This is a genomic window from Kitasatospora sp. NA04385, assembly GCF_013364235.1.
Taxonomy (GTDB): Bacteria; Actinomycetota; Actinomycetes; order Streptomycetales; family Streptomycetaceae; genus Kitasatospora.
Genome location: NZ_CP054919.1, coordinates 389,380 through 405,999, shown reverse-complemented (window position 1 = coordinate 405,999; position 16,620 = coordinate 389,380). Strand labels below are relative to the sequence as shown.

Annotated in this window: 13 protein-coding genes and 2 pseudogenes; 11 read left to right on the top strand and 4 right to left on the bottom strand. The window is 75.6% G+C overall.

Annotated features, from left to right (window positions below; genetic code table 11):
• Window positions 1-58: 58 nt before the first annotated feature.
• From HUT16_RS01745 to HUT16_RS01725, 5 genes are all read left to right on the top strand, one after another.
• Window positions 59-1,366: a condensation domain-containing protein gene (locus HUT16_RS01745; protein WP_176184752.1), complete on the top strand. Its 1,308-nt coding sequence runs from the start codon at window positions 59-61 to the stop codon at window positions 1,364-1,366.
• Window positions 1,367-1,458: 92 nt separating this feature from the next.
• A complete protein-coding gene (locus HUT16_RS01740; RefSeq protein ID WP_176184750.1) occupies window positions 1,459-2,247 on the top strand; it encodes a PP2C family serine/threonine-protein phosphatase in 789 nt (262 codons plus the stop codon).
• A 132-nt stretch (window positions 2,248-2,379) separates the two neighbouring features.
• Entirely contained in the window at window positions 2,380-2,994 is a 615-nt protein-coding gene (locus tag HUT16_RS01735) for a (2Fe-2S)-binding protein (RefSeq protein WP_176184748.1), read from the top strand.
• Window positions 2,991-3,995 (top strand): xanthine dehydrogenase family protein subunit M, encoded by a 1,005-nt coding sequence (locus tag HUT16_RS01730; protein WP_176184746.1) that lies wholly within the window; start codon window positions 2,991-2,993, stop codon window positions 3,993-3,995. The genes HUT16_RS01735 and HUT16_RS01730 overlap by 4 nt, the downstream gene beginning before the upstream one ends.
• Window positions 3,992-6,115, top strand: coding sequence for a xanthine dehydrogenase family protein molybdopterin-binding subunit (locus HUT16_RS01725; protein WP_176184744.1), 2,124 nt, complete (start codon window positions 3,992-3,994; stop codon window positions 6,113-6,115). The genes HUT16_RS01730 and HUT16_RS01725 overlap by 4 nt, the downstream gene beginning before the upstream one ends.
• Before the next feature lie 25 nt (window positions 6,116-6,140).
• Here HUT16_RS01725 and HUT16_RS01720 read toward each other — a convergent pair whose 3' ends face one another.
• Window positions 6,141-6,656 (bottom strand): Asp23/Gls24 family envelope stress response protein, encoded by a 516-nt coding sequence (locus tag HUT16_RS01720; protein ID WP_176184742.1) that lies wholly within the window; start codon window positions 6,654-6,656, stop codon window positions 6,141-6,143.
• Window positions 6,657-6,992: 336 nt separating this feature from the next.
• Between HUT16_RS01720 and HUT16_RS01715 the strand changes: the two genes are divergently transcribed.
• Window positions 6,993-8,270, top strand: a complete 1,278-nt coding sequence (locus HUT16_RS01715) for an MFS transporter (RefSeq protein ID WP_254897590.1) — start codon at window positions 6,993-6,995, stop codon at window positions 8,268-8,270.
• Between the two features lie 139 nt (window positions 8,271-8,409).
• On the opposite strand, the gene HUT16_RS01710 is transcribed toward HUT16_RS01715, so the two are convergent.
• Window positions 8,410-9,024, bottom strand: a complete 615-nt coding sequence (locus HUT16_RS01710) for a TetR/AcrR family transcriptional regulator (RefSeq protein WP_176184738.1) — start codon at window positions 9,022-9,024, stop codon at window positions 8,410-8,412.
• Window positions 9,025-9,276: 252 nt separating this feature from the next.
• Between HUT16_RS01710 and HUT16_RS01705 the strand changes: the two genes are divergently transcribed.
• Both HUT16_RS01705 and HUT16_RS01700 read left to right on the top strand, forming a co-directional pair.
• Window positions 9,277-10,119, top strand: coding sequence for a phosphatase PAP2 family protein (locus HUT16_RS01705; protein WP_254898216.1), 843 nt, complete (start codon window positions 9,277-9,279; stop codon window positions 10,117-10,119).
• Between the two features lie 229 nt (window positions 10,120-10,348).
• Window positions 10,349-11,422, top strand: a complete 1,074-nt coding sequence (locus HUT16_RS01700; RefSeq protein ID WP_254897589.1) for a PP2C family protein-serine/threonine phosphatase — start codon at window positions 10,349-10,351, stop codon at window positions 11,420-11,422.
• A 36-nt stretch (window positions 11,423-11,458) separates the two neighbouring features.
• Here the strand turns inward: HUT16_RS01700 and HUT16_RS01695 are convergent, their stop codons facing one another.
• Both HUT16_RS01695 and HUT16_RS01690 read right to left on the bottom strand, forming a co-directional pair.
• Window positions 11,459-13,255 carry a serine/threonine-protein kinase gene (locus tag HUT16_RS01695; RefSeq protein ID WP_176184734.1) on the bottom strand — a complete coding sequence of 599 codons (1,797 nt, stop codon included), beginning with the start codon at window positions 13,253-13,255 and terminating at the stop codon, window positions 11,459-11,461.
• A gap of 11 nt (window positions 13,256-13,266) precedes the next feature.
• Window positions 13,267-14,034, bottom strand: a complete 768-nt coding sequence (locus HUT16_RS01690) for a helix-turn-helix domain-containing protein (protein ID WP_176184732.1) — start codon at window positions 14,032-14,034, stop codon at window positions 13,267-13,269.
• A 68-nt stretch (window positions 14,035-14,102) separates the two neighbouring features.
• Between HUT16_RS01690 and HUT16_RS01685 the strand changes: the two genes are divergently transcribed.
• From HUT16_RS01685 to HUT16_RS37710, 3 genes and pseudogenes are all read left to right on the top strand, one after another.
• The gene (locus HUT16_RS01685; protein WP_176184730.1) at window positions 14,103-14,768 is read left to right on the top strand and encodes a flavin reductase family protein; all 666 of its coding nucleotides are present in this window, start codon (window positions 14,103-14,105) and stop codon (window positions 14,766-14,768) included.
• 166 nt (window positions 14,769-14,934) lie between these two features.
• Window positions 14,935-15,621 (top strand): annotated as a pseudogene (locus HUT16_RS39610) (serine protease); the annotation flags it as partial.
• 210 nt (window positions 15,622-15,831) lie between these two features.
• Window positions 15,832-16,554: pseudogene (locus HUT16_RS37710) on the top strand (putative Ig domain-containing protein); the annotation flags it as partial.
• Between the last annotated feature and the right edge of the window lie 66 nt (window positions 16,555-16,620).

Genomic DNA, 16,620 nt, shown 5'->3' with positions numbered 1-16,620 from the left:
GTGGGCCGACCATGACGGCAGGGGGAGAGGTGTCGCCATGCGGGAACGAGAAGCCCCGGTGTCCGTCGAAACCGTTCCGCTGTCCGTGGCGCAGCGTGCTCTCGGGGCGGTTCCGGAGACGCGATCCGGCGGCCCCGTCCGGCACCTGGCGGTCGACGTCCGGCTGCCCCGGGAGGCCGACGAGCGGGTGGTGCGGCTCGCGCTGGGCGCGCTCGCGGCCCGGCACGCGCCCCTGCGGACCACCGTCCCCCCGGCGGGCGTCGAGGGGCTGCCGGTGCAGCGGGTGCACCGGCGGCTGCCGCTGGACCTGCGGGTCGTGGAGCTGGGGATGATCCCCGAGCGCGACCGCCCCGGCCTGGTGGGGCGGTTGGCGGCGGGGGCCGCGCAGCGTCCGTTCGACCTCGGCGCCGGCCCGCTGTGGCGGGCGCTGCTGCTGCGCGCCCCGGCCCGGGGGCACCTGCACCTGGTGGCGCACCGGCTGGTCTTCGACGGGCACTCCGCCGCCGTGCTGCGCGCCGAACTGGCGGAGACGGTCGCGGCGGCCCTGGCCGGGAGACCCGCCCGGCTCCCGGAACTCCCCTCGCAGTACCCCGACTTCGCGCTCCGGCAGCAGAGCGCCGAGGTGCGGGAGCACGCGCTCGCGCACTGGCGGTCCCGGCTGGCCGGGGCCCCGGACACCGCCCCGCTGCCGTGGGACCGGCCGCCCCCGGCGGTGGCGGACCTCCGGGGCGCCCGGCGGGAGTTCGCGCTGCCGGGTCTCGTCCCCGAGGTCCGCCGGGCGGCCCGGCGGGCCGGGACGGACCCCGCCCTGGTGCTGCTGGCCGGGTTCGCCGCGCTGCTGCACCGCTGGGGCGGCCGGACGGACCTGCTGATCGGCGTCCCGGCGGCCGACCGGCCCCCCGAACTGCGCGGCCTGATCGGCTGCTTCGAGACCGTCCTGCCGCTGCGGGTGCGCGTCCCGCCGGACGCCTCCGGCCGGCGGCTGCTGGACGAGGTGCGCGCGGTCTCGGCCGACGCGCTCGCCCACCGCGACGCCCCGCTGGACCTGCTGCCCGGCGTCCCGCCCGTCCGGGTGGCGTTCACCGCGGACCCGGTCGCGGACCTCGCGGGGGCGGTCGGCGGGACGTCCGGCCCGCCGCACCGGCGGGCGGCGGGCGCGGAACACCGGGACGCCGCCCCGCGGTTCGACCTCGCGCTGGCGCTGACGGAGCGCGGCGACGGCTACCTGGGCCGCTTCGAGTACCGCACCGCCCTGCTCGACCCGCGGACGGTCGACCGGCTGGTGCTGCACTGGCGGGCCCTGCTGCCCGCGCTGCTCGCCGACCCGGACCGGCCGGTCGGCGAGCTGCCCGCGACCGGCGGGTAGCGGAACCGGAGCCCCCGCCGCCGGGCCGGGAGGGACGGGGTGCACAATCGTCGCGACAGGAGTCGGTCGGGGGTCGGTGAAAGGGCCGTGGAGTGCCGTACGTCGTCGTCAGCGCGCTCAGCCACGACGGGGTGGTCAGGGACCACAACGAGGACAGTCTCGTCCTGGGGCCGTGGACGCTGTGCGCCGCCTCCACCGACAGCCCGCAGTCGATGGTCTTCCCGCTCGGCGACACCCCGGTGGTGGTCGCCGTCGCCGACGGCCTCGGCGGGCACCCGGCCGGTGACGTCGCCTCCGCGCTGACCGCCCGTCACCTCGCGGCGGCCGGGCCGCGGCTGCGCACCGAGCGGGAGGTCACCGACGAACTGCGGGCCTGCCACGCCGTCCTGCACGCGGCCGCCGACGCCGACCCCGGCCTGGCCGGGATGGCCACCACCGTCGCCGGGGCCGCGTTCGGCGCCGATCACGTCCTGGTGTTCAACGTCGGCGACAGCCAGGTCTACGCGATCACCCCCGACCGCGGCGACGGCCTCGGCCTGCGCCTGCTCAGCACCGACGACAGCCCGCCGCCCGCCCCCGGCCGGCGCACCAGCCACCTGGTCACCAGCACCCTCGGCGGCCCCACCGCCCCCGAGGACCTCCACCCCCACCTGGTTCGGCTGCCCGTCGAACCCGGCGCCCGCTACCTGCTGTGCACCGACGGCCTCACCGACCCGGTCGCCCCGGAGGACCTCGCCGCCCTGCTCACCGAGGCCGAGGCGGAGGCCGACGGCGACCCGCAGGGCGACGACCAGCGCGCCCTGGTCGACCTGTGGCGCGCCGCGATCCGGGCCGGCGGCCCGGACAACGTCACGCTCGCCCTGGTCCGCATCGAGGACTGACCCGGGGACTGATCAGGGGACTGACCCGGAGACTGCTCCGGGGCCGGGCCCCGTCGGCGGCGACCGGCACCCGCCCGGGTGAGTCCGGCCGGGGACCGTGTGAGTGGAACCGGCGCCGGGAACCCTCGTGCGGTGATGAGCGAGATCACCGTCCACGTCGACGGAACCCCACGCCGGCTGAGCGTCGACACCCGTACCACCCTGCTCGACGCGCTGCGCGAGCGGCTGGGGGTGACGAGCCCGAAGAAGGGCTGCGACCACGGGCAGTGCGGCGCGTGCACGGTGCTCTCCGGCGGCCGGCGGGTGCTGAGCTGCCTCACCCTGGCGGTCACCCAGGACGGCGCCCGGGTCGTCACCGCCGAGGGGCTCGCCGCCCGGGAGCGGGACGGCGGCGGGCGGTGCGCCGACGACGCACTGCACCCGGTGCAGCAGGCGTTCATCGACTGCGACGCGTTCCAGTGCGGCTACTGCACCCCGGGGCAGGTGGTCTCCGCGGTCGGGATGCTCGACGAGTTCGCGCGGGGCTGGCCGAGCGCCGTCACCGAGGGCACCCGGCCGCCGCGGCTGGACCGCGCCGAGGTGGCCGAGCGGATGAGCGGCAACCTGTGCCGCTGCGGGGCCTACGTCAACATCGTGCCCGCCGTCCGGCAGGCCGCAGCGGCGTCGGGTGCGGTGGCGTCGGGTGCAGTGGCGCCGGGTGCGGCGGCGTCCGGCACGGCGGCGCCGGGTGCGGAGGTGGCCGGGTGAAACCCTTCGACTACCGGAGCCCGGTCGACGCGGCGGCGGCCGTCCGCAGCGTCGCCGGGAACCCGGCCGCGGTGTTCCTCGGCGGCGGGACGAACCTGGTCGACCACCTCAAGCTCGGCGTCGTCGCCCCCGACCTGGTCGTCCACGTCGCCGACCTGCTGCCCGCCGGGATCGAGGACCTCGACGGGGGAGACCTCCGGATCGGCGCGGGCGTCCGCAACAGCGAACTCGCGGCCGACCGGCGGGTGCGCGAGCGGTTCCCCGTGCTGTCCCAGGCCCTGCTGTCGGGCGCGTCGGGCCAGTTGCGCAACATGGCCACCACCGGCGGCAACCCGCTGCAGCGCACCCGGTGCGTCTACTTCCAGGACGTCACGACGGCGTGCAACAAGCGGGAGCCCGGCTCGGGCTGCTCCGCCGTCGGCGGCTGGACCCGCCACCACGCCGTCCTCGGCGCCTCCGAGCACTGCCTCGCGGTCCACCCCTCCGACATGGCCGTGGCGATGGCCGCCCTCGACGCCCGGGTGCGGGTGCTGGGGCCGGACGGCGAGCGCACGATCCCCTTCGTCGACCTGCACCGGCTGCCCGCCGACACCCCCGAACGGGACACGGTGCTCGAACACGGCGACCTGATCACCGCGATCGACCTGCCGGCCCGACCCCTCGCCCGCCGCTCGGCCTACCGCAAGGTGCGCGACCGGGCCTCGTACGCGTTCGCCCTGGTCAGCGTCGCCGCGGCGGTGGAGGTGCGGGACGGGGTGATCACGGACGCGCGGGTCGCGTTCGGCGGCGTGGCCCACGTGCCGTGGCGCGCGCGCCGGGCCGAGCGGGTGCTGCGCGGCGCCCCGGCCACGGAGGAGACCTACCGCGCCGCCGCGGACGCCGAACTCGCCGACGCCCGCCCGGTCGACGGGCCGGACGGCGGCAACGCCTTCAAGATCCCGCTGCTGCGCCGCACCCTCGCCGCCACCCTGCGCGGACTCGTCCGGGAGGACGCCCGATGACGTTCATCGACGCACCCGTCGCCATCGGCCTGGACCTGCCCCGCCGGGACGGCGCGGCCAAGGTGCGCGGCACCGCCGTCTACGCGTACGAGACGCCGGTGGAGAACGCCGCCTACGCGCACCCCGTCCAGGCCACCGTCGCCCGGGGGCGCGTCACCGCGCTGGACACCGCCGCCGCCGAGGCGCTCGACGGCGTGCTCGCGGTGCTCACCCCCGCCACCGCGGAACGCCTGGCCTCCACCGAGGACCGGGAGCTGGCGGCCCTCCAGGGCGACGAGGTCGCCTTCCGCGGCCAGGTCGTCGCCCTGGTCGTCGCCGACAGCTCCGAGACGGCCCGGCACGCCGCCGCCCTCGTCCGGGTGGCCTACGCGCGGGCGGTGCACGACAGCGGGCTGCGGGCCGACCGCGACGACCTGTACGCGCCCGAGCGGGTCAACCCGGACTTCCCCACCGACACCGTCGAGGGCGACGTCGCGGCCGCCACCGCCACCGCGGCGGCGGTGGTCGAGCAGACGTACACCACCGCGACGTACCACAACAACCCGATGGAGCCGCACGCCACCACCGCCCGGTGGGAACCCGGCACCGGCTTCCTCACCCTGTGGGACTCCACCCAGGGCGTCCACCCCGCCCGGAGCGTCGTGGCGTCGGTGTTCGGCCTCGACGAGGCGAAGGTCCGGGTCGTCAGCCCGTACGTCGGCGGCGGCTTCGGGTCGAAGGGCACCCCGCACGTCAACGTGGTGCTCGCCGCGATGGCCGCGCGCGCCGTCCCCGGCCGGCCGGTCCGGCTGGCGCTGACCCGGCAGCAGATGTTCTCCCTCGCCGGCTACCGCACCCCCACCATCCAGCACTGCGTCCTCGCCGCCGAAGCCGACGGCACGCTGACCGCCCTCGCGGTCGACGTCGTCGAACAGACCTCGCGGATCAAGGAGTTCGCCGAGCAGACCGGCGTGCCCTCCCGGATGATGTACGCCGTCGCCAACCGGCGCACCACCCACCGCCTCGCCGCCCTCGACGTCCCCGTGCCGTCCTGGATGCGCGCTCCCGGGGTGTGCCCCGGGATGTTCGGGCCGGAGGTGGCGATGGACGAACTCGCCGAACGCCTCGGCCTCGACCCGGTCGAGCTGCGGATCCGCAACGAACCCGCCACCGACCCGGAGACCGGCAAGCCCTTCTCCAGCCGCAACCTCGTCGGCTGCCTGCGCGAGGGCGCGGCGCGCTTCGGCTGGAGCGGGCGCGACCCGCGGCCCGGCGTGCGCCGCCGCGGCGACTGGCTGGTCGGCACCGGCGTCGCCGCCTCCACCTACCCGGTGCACCGGATGCCGGAGTCGACGGCGGTGATCCGGCGGGAGGGCGACCGGTACGTCGCCGAGATCGGCGCGGCCGACCTGGGCACCGGCACCTGGACCACGCTGGCGCAGATCGCCGCGGACGCGCTCGGTGCCCCGGTCGAGCGGGTCGAGGTCCGGATCGGCGACACCGACCACCCGGTGGCGACGGTGGCGGGCGGCTCCTCGGGCACGTCGACCTGGGGCTCGGCCGTGGTCGAGGCCGCCCGCACCTTCCGCGCCAGGTACGGGGCCGAGCCGCCGGACCGGGCCGAGGCGTCCGGCTCCGTCCGGCCGGTGGACGACCGTTGGGCGATGCACGCCTTCGGCGCCCAGTTCGCCGAGGCCCGGGTCCACCTGGACACCGGGGAGATCCGGGTGCCGCGCCTGCTGGGCGTCTTCGCCGTCGGCCGGATCGTCAACCCGCGCACGGCGCGCTCGCAGTTCGTCGGCGGGATGACCATGGGACTGTCCATGGCGCTGCACGAGAACGGCGTCCTCGACCCCCGGACCGGCCACGTCGTCAACCACGACCTCGCCGACTACCACATCACGGCCAACGCGGACGTCACCGAGGTCGAGGCGCACTGGCTCGACGAACACGACCCCCACGTCAACGCGATGGGCACCAAGGGCATCGGGGAGATCGGCATCGTCGGCACGGCCGCCGCGGTGTCGAACGCCGTGTGGCACGCCTGCGGCGCGCGGGTGCGCGACCTGCCCGTCACGCTGGACAAGCTGCTGCCCGCGCTGGAGGACCTGCCCGTCCCGGAGGACCCGTCCGGGCGGTGAACCGCCCGGACGGCGGCGGCGCCGCTCAGGCCACCCGCCGGGGGCCGGTGGCCTCGCGGCTCTCGGCGCCGCCCTCGTCGTCCTCGTCGTCCTCGTCCTTCTCGCCGGGGAGGTGGACGTCCTTGACCGCGATGTTCACCTCGACGACCTCCAGGCCGACCAGGCGCTCCACCGCCTCGATGACGCTCGCCCGCACGTCCTTCGCGACCTCGGGCACCGGCACGCCGTACTCGACGACGACCTCCAGGTCGACGGCGGCCTGGCGCTCGCCCACCTCGACCTTCACCCCGCGAGTGACGCTGCTGCCCCCACCGCCCGGGACGCGGTCACGCACCGCGCCCAGGGCCCGGGACATCCCGGCCCCCAGCGTGTGGACGCCCGCGACCTCGCGCGCGGCCGTACCGGCTATCTTCGCGACGACGCCGTCGGCGACGCTCGTCTTCCCCTTGCCCTCGGGCGCCGCGTCCGCGCCGGGGCGGGAGCCGCCCGGCTGGGACTGCGACGGGCTCCCGGGGGAGCGGACGTTTCCCGGATCGACCATGACGGCCTCCTGTGTGCTGTCCCGGGCGAACCCGGTGCGGGCGGCCGGGCGCGGCCGGTCCGCCGGCGGAGCGGATGGGTGCTGCGGGCACCGGACCGCCGGGGAGCACCCGGCCGGTACCGCGCCTGCCCGCAGACGGGGAGAAACCCCTACAAAAAACCCTAGGCGCTTTCCCGACTCCCGTCCTTCCGTCCCCCGCGGGCCCGCCCCGCCCGCCCTCTTCCACCCCGGCCCGCCCCGATTTCCGAAAAGGTTTGATGCCGAATCAAAAACCCGGCGAGCATGGAGGACGCGCCTTCGGCCCACCCCATCGTGATCGACCTCCAGGAGCACCGCGTGAGTCAGACCGGCATCCGGCCCCCCGACGGCCATCGGGAGGACACCGCCCCGGACCGGCGCCCCCGGCCGGTGCGGCGGGGGCTGCTCCCGGAGCCCGGCCCCCGGCGCAGGCTGGCCCTCGGGGGCTTCGTCAACCAGCTCGGCACCGCGGCCTTCCTGGCGACGGCGCCGCTGTACGCCCTGCGGGTGATCGGCCTGCCGATCGGGCAGGTCGGCCTCGCCCTCGGGGCCGCCGGGGTGGTCGGGCTGCTCGCCGGCCCGCCCGTCGGGCACCTCGCCGACCGCCGCGGCCCGCGCGGCGTCTTCCTGGTGACCCTGCTGGTCCAGGCCGTCTCGATGCTGTCGCTGCTGTGGGCCCACTCGTTCGCGGCGTTCGTGGTGTCCATGGCGGTGACCGACCTGGCCGGTGCCTCGGGGGGTGCGGCGCGCGGCCCGATGATCCGCCGGTTCGGCGGCGACGAGGTGCCGCAGTTCCGTTCCTACCTGCGCTCGACCGCCTTCCTGGCCAGCACCTTCGGCGCGCTGGCCGCCGGTGTGGTGATCCAGCTCGACTCCGGCTCCGCCTACCGCGCGCTGATCGTCGCCAACGCCCTGACCTTCGTCGGCTGCGCGGCCGTCATGTTCGGGCTGCCCGGGCTGGAACCGCTGCCCGGGGCGACCGGGTCGAACCGGTGGCTCGCGCTCAGGGACAAGCCGTACATGGCGTTCGTCGTGCTGGACGGCGTCCTGTGGATCCAGGGCGAGGTGGTGACCTACGCGCTGCCGCTGTGGGTGGTCCTGCACACCCACGCGCCGCGCTGGTTCACCGGCGTCGCGCTCGCCGTCAACACCGTGATGGTGGTCCTCCTCCAGGTCCGGACCAGTCGCGGGATCAGCGGGGGCCCGATCGCCGGCCGGGCCACCCGGCGCGCCGGGCTGGCGTTCCTGGTCGGCATGGCGGTCATCGCGACGGCCCCGGGCCTGCCGGGCTGGGCTGCCGCGGCGGTCGTGGCGGCGGGCGTCGCCGTCCACACCACGGGCTCGCTGTGGCACGCGGCCGGGTCGCTGGAGCTGCGGTTCCGGCTGGCCCCCGCGCACGCGCAGGGACAGTACTCCGGCGTGTTCGGCATCGGCACGGGCCTGTGCTACACCGTCGCGCCGGGCCTGCTCGGCCTGCTCTGCCTGGGCTGGGGCGCCCCCGGCTGGCTGGTGATGGGCGGGGTCTTCGTCGCGGCCGGCCTCGCCATGCCGTTCGTGGTCCGGTGGGCCGGGCGGTCCCGGGAGCTCGGCGCCTGAGCGGGCGGACCGGACCCGGGCCGACCCGGAGGCCCGGCCCTCGCGTACGGACGCACCGGGGGCCGACCGGCCGGGGCGCGTCGGGGCGTGTCGGGGCGTCGCTCAGGCCGGGGCGCGTCGGGCCGCGTCGGGTCGCCGCTCAGGCCAGGCCGAGCGCGGGTAGCACGGCGGACTCCACGTACCGGGCCAGGTAGTCGGCGTCGGCGGGCCGTCCGGCGATCAGCGGGCGGATCCGGGTCATGCCGAAGAGCATGCCGGGGACGAACTCCAGCGCCGGGTGGTCGGCCGGCACCTCGCCGCGTTCGACCCCGCGCCGCAGCACCGCCTCCAGCGCCGCCACCTCGGGGGCCACCACCGTCTCGCGCACCGCGTCCCGCAGGTCGCTGTCGGTCATCACGGCGTAGCCGAGGGCCTGGAGCAGGCTGGTGTCCCGGTCGGACCACGCCCCGGCGGCCGCGGCCACCAGGCGCAGGTCGCCGGCCAGCGAACCGGTGTCGATGCCGGCGCAGCGCGGCTGCCGGCCGGCGCGCAGGGCGGCCGCCACGAACTCGGCCTTGGTCCGCCAGCGCCGGTAGAGCGTGGACTTGCCGCAGCGGGTGCGGGCGGCCACGCCCTCCATGGTCACGGCCTCGTAGCCGTGGGTGCGGATCTCGTCGAGCACGGCCTCGAAGAACTCCCGCTCGCGCTCGGAGGAGATCTTCGAGCGGGCCTGGACGGCGGTCGGTCCGGCGTCCCGGGCGGGCTGGTGCGTCATGCCTTCCCCATGGTGTCGGTGCAGTGGCAGGCGTATGTACACTACCCAAACGTATCGATACGCGCCCGTATCGATACGTGGGCGTATCGGCACTCGCGAGCGGTCCACGAGCACGGTCCGCCAGTAAGGGGGGGAGGGTTGCGCGCGCGTACGGAACCCGGCAGCACACCCGTCACACCCGCTGCGGCACCGGACGGAGGGGCCGGGGGAGGGGCGGCCGGGGGAGCGGGCGACGGGACGGCCAGGCCCCCGCTGCTGCGGGAGCTGCTGCTGGTCATCGGGCTGTTCCTGGTCTACAAGTTCGGCCGGCAACTGGCCATCGGCCACACCGCCACCGCCTTCCGCAACGCGGACCGGGTCTGGGACTTCGAACGCGCCGTCCGCCTCCCCGGCGAGGGCGCCGTGCAGTCGCTGCTGCTGCACGACCACACCGTGGTCCAACTGGCGAACGCCTACTACGCCACCGTCCACTTCCCCGCCACCGTGCTGTTCCTGATCTGGCTCTACCTCCGCCGCCCCGTCCACTACCTCTGGGCGCGCCGGGTGCTGGCCGCCGTCACCTCGGTCGCCCTCGTACTGCCGTTCGCCTTCCCGCTCGCCCCGCCGCGGATGCTCTCCGCCAGCGGACTGCAGGACACCGCCCGGCTCTACGGCCCCTCGGTCTACGGCCCGCCGACCGCCGACCACCTCTCCAACCAGTACGCCGCGATGCCCTCGCTGCACTTCGGCTGGGCCCTGATGGTGGCGATCGGTCTGATCGCGGCCACCCGCTCGCGCTGGCGCTGGCTCTGGCTGCTGCACCCGCTGGTCACGCTGACCGTGATCGTCGGGACGGCCAACCACTACTGGCTGGACTCGATCGCCGCCACGCTCATGTTCCTCCTTGCCTTCGCCCTCGTCCCCGGCCCCGCCCGCACCACCCCGTCCGCCGCCGTCCACCGCTGCCCGACGGTGCGCATCCCGCGCCAGGCCGGGCCGACGCCGGGCGAGCGGATGTCGGGCGAACGGGTGCTTGGCGAACGGGTGCTTGGTGAGCGGGTACTTGGTGAGCGGGTACTTGGTGAGCGGGCGCCGGACGGGCCGCAGCGGCCGTAGCGGGTCGCAACGGCCGCCGTCCCGCGCCGTGTCGCAGCCCCCGGCCGCATCCGCGCTCTGGTGAACTCTCGGAAGGACCCGGTAGGCCCCCGCCCGGAAAGACCCCCGCCCCGGCGGCCGGGACCGGGCCGACCGCCGGGGCCGGACCGGCCGCCACGACCGCACAGGAGCGCCCATCGACAGCCAGCCCGAGGACGACGACCCGGATTCGGCCCCGATCACCCGCGCGGTGGCACTGGCGGCCGCCGTCCTGCTGTACGGGCTCGTCGTCGGCCTGCAGTACGGCACCGCCGACTGGCACCTGCCCTCCGTGCTGGTCGTGGTGCCCGCGCTCCTCGCACTCGCCTTCGGACCACCGGTGATCATCGCGTCCGCGCTGTTCGCGGTCGGCACCCGCTGGGTGTTCGCCGCCGCCGAGCCCGGACGCACCGGCGCGGCGGTCGGGACCACCGTGGTGATCCTCGGCATCGCCGTGCTCGGCTGCTTCGTGGTCCGCCGCCGGGAACGCTCCGCGGCCCGCCTGGTGAGCGTCGCCACCGTCGCCGAGACCGCCCAGCGCGCCGTGCTGCGCCCCGTGCCCGCCACCGTCGGGCCGTTCCGGACCGCCGCCAACTACCGGGCCGCCGCCCGCTACGCCCGGATCGGCGGAGACCTCTACGCCGTCGCGGACACCCCGGCCGGGCTGCGCGCCCTGATCGGCGACGTCCGGGGCAAGGGCCTGGACGCGGTGGCCACCGCCGCCGTCGTGCTCGGCGCCTTCTACGAGGCCGTCCTCGACGCGCCCACCCTCGACGCGCTCGCCGACCGGCTCGACGCCAGCCTGTCCCGCTACCTCACCGATCCGGAGTCCTTCGTCACCGCGTTCCTGCTGGAGGCCGCCCCCGACGGCACCGCGCGCGGCCTCTCCTGCGGCCACCCCGCCGCCCTGCTGCTGCGCGACGGGGCGGTGTCCGAACTCCCCGCCCCGATCGGCCTCCCGCTGGGCCTGCGCACCACCGCACCCGGCTCCGAGCCCGAGCCCGAGCCCGAGCCCGGCCCGGCCCCCGCCACCCCGCTGCTCCCCGGCGACACCCTGCTGCTGTACACCGACGGGCTCAGCGAGGCCCGCGACCGGGCCGGCGACTTCTACCCGCTCCCGGACCGGCTGGCCGCCTGCGCCGGGCTGCCCCCGCAGGCCCTGGTGGACCGGTTGCAGCAGGACGCCCACGACTTCGCGGGCGGCACCGGGGACGACACGGCCCTGCTCGCCCTGGCTCTCCCCGCCCCGCCCCGGCCGTCCGCCGGAGCGGCGGCACCCGACTGAACCCGCCGCCGACCGGGTGGGCGGCCTGGCCGGGTGTCAGGGGGTGAGCGTGAAGGTCAGGCTGGCCCCGGTGGCCAGGCACAGGCCCGAGGTGGTGACGGCCCTGACGTTGATCTTGTAGGTGCCGGGGCGCGGGTAGAGGTGGGTGGCGTAGGTCTTGCGCACGTCGGGGGAGCCGGTGCCGTTGGTGTCGGTGTAGGTGGTGGTGCCGTCGCCCCAGTCGGTGGTGAAGGTGAACGTGCAGCTGGTCCACCCGCCGGACGAGGTCAGCTCGACGGTCGGGTCGTCACTGCTACAGGTCGCCTCCGAGGTGAACACGCAGCGGGGGCCGTGGGACTTGGTCCGGGACGGCGCCGGGGTCGGGGACGGTGACGGGGGCGGGGTGGACTTGGGCTTGGGCGTCGGGGTGGCCGCGGCCTTCTCGGCGGTGCCGGGGGTGGTGCCGCTCGGGGTGGTGCCGCTCGGGTCCGGGCTGGTCGGGGCGGGCGTGCTGGGCGTGCCGGGCGCGGTCGGGGTGCCGGAGTCCGGTGCCGGGCCGGGGCTGTCGGAGCCGCCGGTGCCGCCGGGCGAGCCGGAGAGCGCCGACGAGCCCTGGGTGGTGCCCGAGGACGAGGTGTCCGGCAGTAACTGCACCGCGGTGGTCGCACCGGTGACCAGGAGCACGGGGACGAGCAGCGGCACGAACCGCCGGTACCGGGGGCGTTCCGGCTTCGGCTGCGGGCCCGCCACCCGCAGCACGCGCGTCGCCGGGTCGGCCGCCGGCCCGGCGGACCGCCCGTCCGGCGCCTGGTCCGGCGCCCCGCCCGGTGCCCCGTCCGCTGCCTGGTCCGATGTCCCGTTCGGCGTCCCGTCCGGTGTCCCGTTCGGCGGTCCGGCCACCGGGACGGGCCGGGCGGCGAAGGCGGACCTGGCGCGGAGCGTGCCCATGACCGGCTCGGGCCAGTGGACCTCCTCGGCGGGCGACGGGCCGTGCTGGGCGGCGAGCCGGACCAGCCGGTCGGCGCTCGGGCGGGCCGCGGGGTTCTTGTCCAGGCAGGCCGCGACCGTCTCGGCGAGGTCGGGGGAGAGGCCGTGCAGCGCGGACAGGTCGGGTTCGGTGTGGATGACGCGGTACAGCATGTCGACGCCCGAGCCCTCGCCGAACGGCGGGCGGCCGGTGGCGGCGTGGGCGATCAGCGCGCCGAGCGCGAAGACGTCCGCGGCGGAGGTCAACTCGCGGGTGCCGCCCGCCTGTTCGGGCGCCATGTAGGCGGGGGTGCCGAGCACCGTGCCGGTGCGGGTGAGCCGGCTCTGGTCGGCCGCGCGGGCGATGCCGAAGTCGATGAGCGTGGCGCCGTCCACGGTGAGCATGACGTTCGAGGGCTTCAGGTCCCGGTGGATCATCTCCAGGCCGTGCACCACCCGCAGCCGGGACGCCGTCTCCCGCAGCAGCAGCCACACCCGGGCCACGTCCAGCGGGCCGCCGTTGACCGCCAGGACCCGGTCCAGGGTGAGGCCGGGCACGTAGGCGGTGGCCAGCCACGGGGGCCGCGCCTCCCGGTCGGCCGCCAGCAGCGGCGCGGTGGCCTCCTCGGGCAGCCGCGCCAGGTTGTCCAGCTCGTGGCCGAAGTGCCGCCGGAAGTCCGGGTCCTCGACGAACGGCGGCAGCACCTGCTTGACCGCCGCGTACCGTCCCCCGACCACGCCCAGGTAGACCCGGCCCATGCCGCCCGCCCCGAGCCGCCCCAGCAACGGGATCGAACCGATCGTCCGTGGGTCGTCCCCCTCCAGCGGACCCGCCCCGCTGCCGGCCGGGTCGAATCCGGCCCCGCCCGCTCCCCCATGCCCTGTCATGACTGCGCATGCTAGCGAACGACGGTGTACGCAGCCTCACTTGAGGGCTGCGCACTCACCCCCCCGGGAGCGGACGTCTCCACGGACAGGCCGAGGTGGTCCCGGAGCGCGTCCCGGCCGGTCCCGGTGAGGGCGACGGCGCGGCCGGTGCCGATCCGGGTGATCCAGCCGGAGTCGAAGGCGTGGCGGCACAGGGCCGCACCGACGGCGCCGGCCACGTGCGGGCGGCGCTCGGTCCAGTCCAGGCACGACCGGACGGGCGGCCGCCGGGCGGTGGACGGCAGCACGATGCCGAGGTCGGCCAGCCAGGCGGCCCCGTCGCCGGTGAGCGTCGGCCCCTGCTCCCAGTCCAGCAGCCCCCGTTCGGTCATCGCCTCGGTGACGGCCACCCCGAGGGCGCCCGCCAGGTGGTCGTAGCAGGTCCGGGCCCGGGCCAGGGCCCGGCTCCGGCCGGCGGCGGGCAGTGAGCGCGGCGCGGTGGTGCGGCGGGGCGCCATGGCGGCGAGGGTCTCGATCAGCCGGGCCGTCTCGGGGTCGGCGAGGCGGACGTAGCGGTGGCGGCCCTGGCGCTCCTGGGCGAGCAGGCCCCCGCCGACCAGGAGGTTCAGGTGCTCGGTCGCGGTCGAGGCGGCCACCCCGGCGTGGCGGGCCAACTCGGTCGCGGTCCAGGCCCGGCCGTCCAGGAGCGCCAGGCAGAAGCCCGCGCGGGTGCCGTCCGCCAGGAGACCGGCCAGGGCGGCCAGGTCCGGGCCTTCCGGGTGCGTGTCGTGGTTCCTCATCGTGGTCCATCATCCACCGGCGATCCTTCGGCGACGGCCGAAGGGTCCCCGCCCTACGGTCGACCCCCATGAACACCGGAACACCCAGCAGCACGCCCCACGACACGCCCCACGACACGTCGGCCGCTCACGTGGCCATCGAGCCGAGCATCCTGTACTTCGGCACGCCGGTCGTCCTGCTCTCGACGGAGAACGAGGACGGCTCCGCCAACCTGGCGCCGATGTCCTCGGCCTGGGCGCTCGGCCAGGTCGTCGTCCTCGGCCTGGGCCCCGAGGGGCAGACCGCGCGCAACCTCCTCAGCCGACCCGATCTCGTGGTCAACCTCCCCGCGCCCGCCCAGTGGCCGGCGGTGGAGCGGCTGGCGCCGCTGACCGGACGCACCCCGGTGCCGGTGGACAAGCGCGGCGCCTTCCGCTTCGAGCCGGACAAGTTCGCCGCCGCCGGTCTGCGCCCGGAACCCTCCGAGCTGGTCCGGCCGCCCAGGGCCGCCGCCTGCCCCATCCAGTTGGAGGCCCGCGCCGCACGGGTCCGACCCGATGCCTCCGGGGCCTTCCTCATCGCCGAAGCCCACGTCCTCAAGGTCCACGCCGACCCGCGCCTGGTCGTCCCGGGCACCCAGCACATCGACCCGGCCGCGTGGAGCCCGCTGATCTACAACTTCCGCCACTACTACGGACTGGGCCCCGAACTCGGCCGGAGCTTCCGCTCCCAGACGCCCGGGCGCAGCCGCTGACCGCCCGCGGAGACGCGCACCGCGCCCAGCCGGGCGGGGCGTCCGAGTGAACGGCTCCCGGCCGGACCGGGCCTGACGTCGAGTCAGGCGGACGGTCCGGCGGGGGCGTCCACCGGGAATTCCGGGCGCGAGTTCTGCCGGGACGGTTGACCAGATTGAAGTGGCCATGGCACTTTCGTCCGGCGCGGGCGTGCACCGACCGGTAGCACGTCTGCGATCCCCCACAAGGAGAGCCATGTTCAAGAGATTCGCCGCCGCACTCGGCGCGGGCACCGTCCTCGCCGGCGCCCTCACCATCGGTGCCGCTCCCGCGCAGGCCGTCCAGGCCGGCGACCTGACCTCCACCATCGCGCTGAGCAACTGCTCGGCCTCGCTGGTCCGTTACCCCTCCTCGGTGGACACCGACCGGGCGCTGATGCTGACCAACGGCCACTGCCTGCCGACCATGCCGGCGGCCGGCGAGGTCATCCAGAACGTGAACTCCAGCCGCAGCGGCACCCTGCTCAACTCCTCCGGCGCCTCGCTCGGCAGCGTCCAGTCCGACAAGGTGCTGTACGCGACGATGACCGGCACCGACGTCGCGCTCTACCAACTCACCGACACCTTCGCCTCGATCACCTCCAAGTACGGGGCGACGGCGCTGACGATCAGTGACACCCACCCGGTCGACGGCTCCTCCATGTACATACCCTCCTCGTACTGGAAGCAGGTCTGGAACTGCTCGATCAACGGGTTCGTCGGAACCCTGCGCGAGGACACCTGGACCTGGCGCGACTCGCTGCGCTACAGCGCGGGTTGCAACACCACGCACGGCACGTCCGGTTCGCCGATCGTCGACGCGACCAGCCGGAAGGTCGTCGGCATCAACAACACCGGCAACGACGACGGTGCCATGTGCACCTTGAACAACCCGTGCGAGGTGGCCGCGGACGGCACCACGACGGCCACCAAGGGCCAGAGCTACGGTGAGGAGACCTACTGGTTCACCACCTGCCTGGGCACCGGCCGGGTCATCGACCTCGGCGTCAGCGGCTGCCTGCTGACCAAGCCCGCCGGTGCGGCCGTCTCGGTCACCAGCCCGGGCAACCAGTCGACGGCGGTCAACGGTTCGGTCAGCCTGCAGATCGCGGCCTCCGGGGGCACCGCGCCGCTGAGCTACTCGGCGACCGGGCTGCCCACCGGCCTGTCGATCAACGCCTCCACCGGCGTGATCAGCGGCACCGCCACCGCGGCCGGCACCTACAACGTGACCGTCACCGCCAAGGACGCCGCCAACAAGACCGGCACCGCCTCCTTCACCTGGACCGTCACCTCCGGCGGCGGCACCGGCTGCACCCCGGCCCAGCTGCTCGGCAACCCCGGCTTCGAGACCGGCACCGCCGGCCCCTGGACCGCCACCTCGGGCGTCGTCAACAACTCCTCCTCCCAGGCCGCGCACGGCGGCTCCTGGAAGGCCTGGCTGGACGGCTACGGCTCCGCCCACACCGACACGCTCTCGCAGACCGTCACCATCCCGGCCGGCTGCAAGGCCACGCTGAGCTACTGGCTGCACATCGACACCGCGGAGACCACCACCTCCACCGCCTACGACAAGCTCACCGTCACCGTCAACGGCACCACGGTCGCCTCGTACTCCAACCTCAACAAGGCCACCGGCTACACCCAGAAGACCGTCGACCTGTCGGCCTACGCCGGCCAGAGCGTCACGGTGAAGTTCAACGCCGTCGAGGACGCCTCGCTGCAGACCTCCTTCGTCATCGACGACACCGCCGTCCAGACCGGCTGAACCCACTGACGGCCTGAACGGCCGAACCCACTGAACGGCCGAACCGCCCGACCGCCCGGTCCCGGA

Excerpts from the sequence above, each read along its gene's own strand:
- HUT16_RS01725 (WP_176184744.1), top strand. The coding sequence starts at position 3,992 with ATGACGTTCATCGACGCACCCGTCGCCATCGGCCTGGACCTGCCCCGC.
- HUT16_RS01720 (WP_176184742.1), bottom strand. The coding sequence starts at position 6,656 with ATGGTCGATCCGGGAAACGTCCGCTCCCCCGGGAGCCCGTCGCAGTCC.
- HUT16_RS01710 (WP_176184738.1), bottom strand. The coding sequence starts at position 9,024 with ATGACGCACCAGCCCGCCCGGGACGCCGGACCGACCGCCGTCCAGGCC.
- HUT16_RS01695 (WP_176184734.1), bottom strand. The coding sequence starts at position 13,255 with ATGACAGGGCATGGGGGAGCGGGCGGGGCCGGATTCGACCCGGCCGGC.
- HUT16_RS01690 (WP_176184732.1), bottom strand. The coding sequence starts at position 14,034 with ATGAGGAACCACGACACGCACCCGGAAGGCCCGGACCTGGCCGCCCTG.
- HUT16_RS01685 (WP_176184730.1), top strand. The coding sequence starts at position 14,103 with ATGAACACCGGAACACCCAGCAGCACGCCCCACGACACGCCCCACGAC.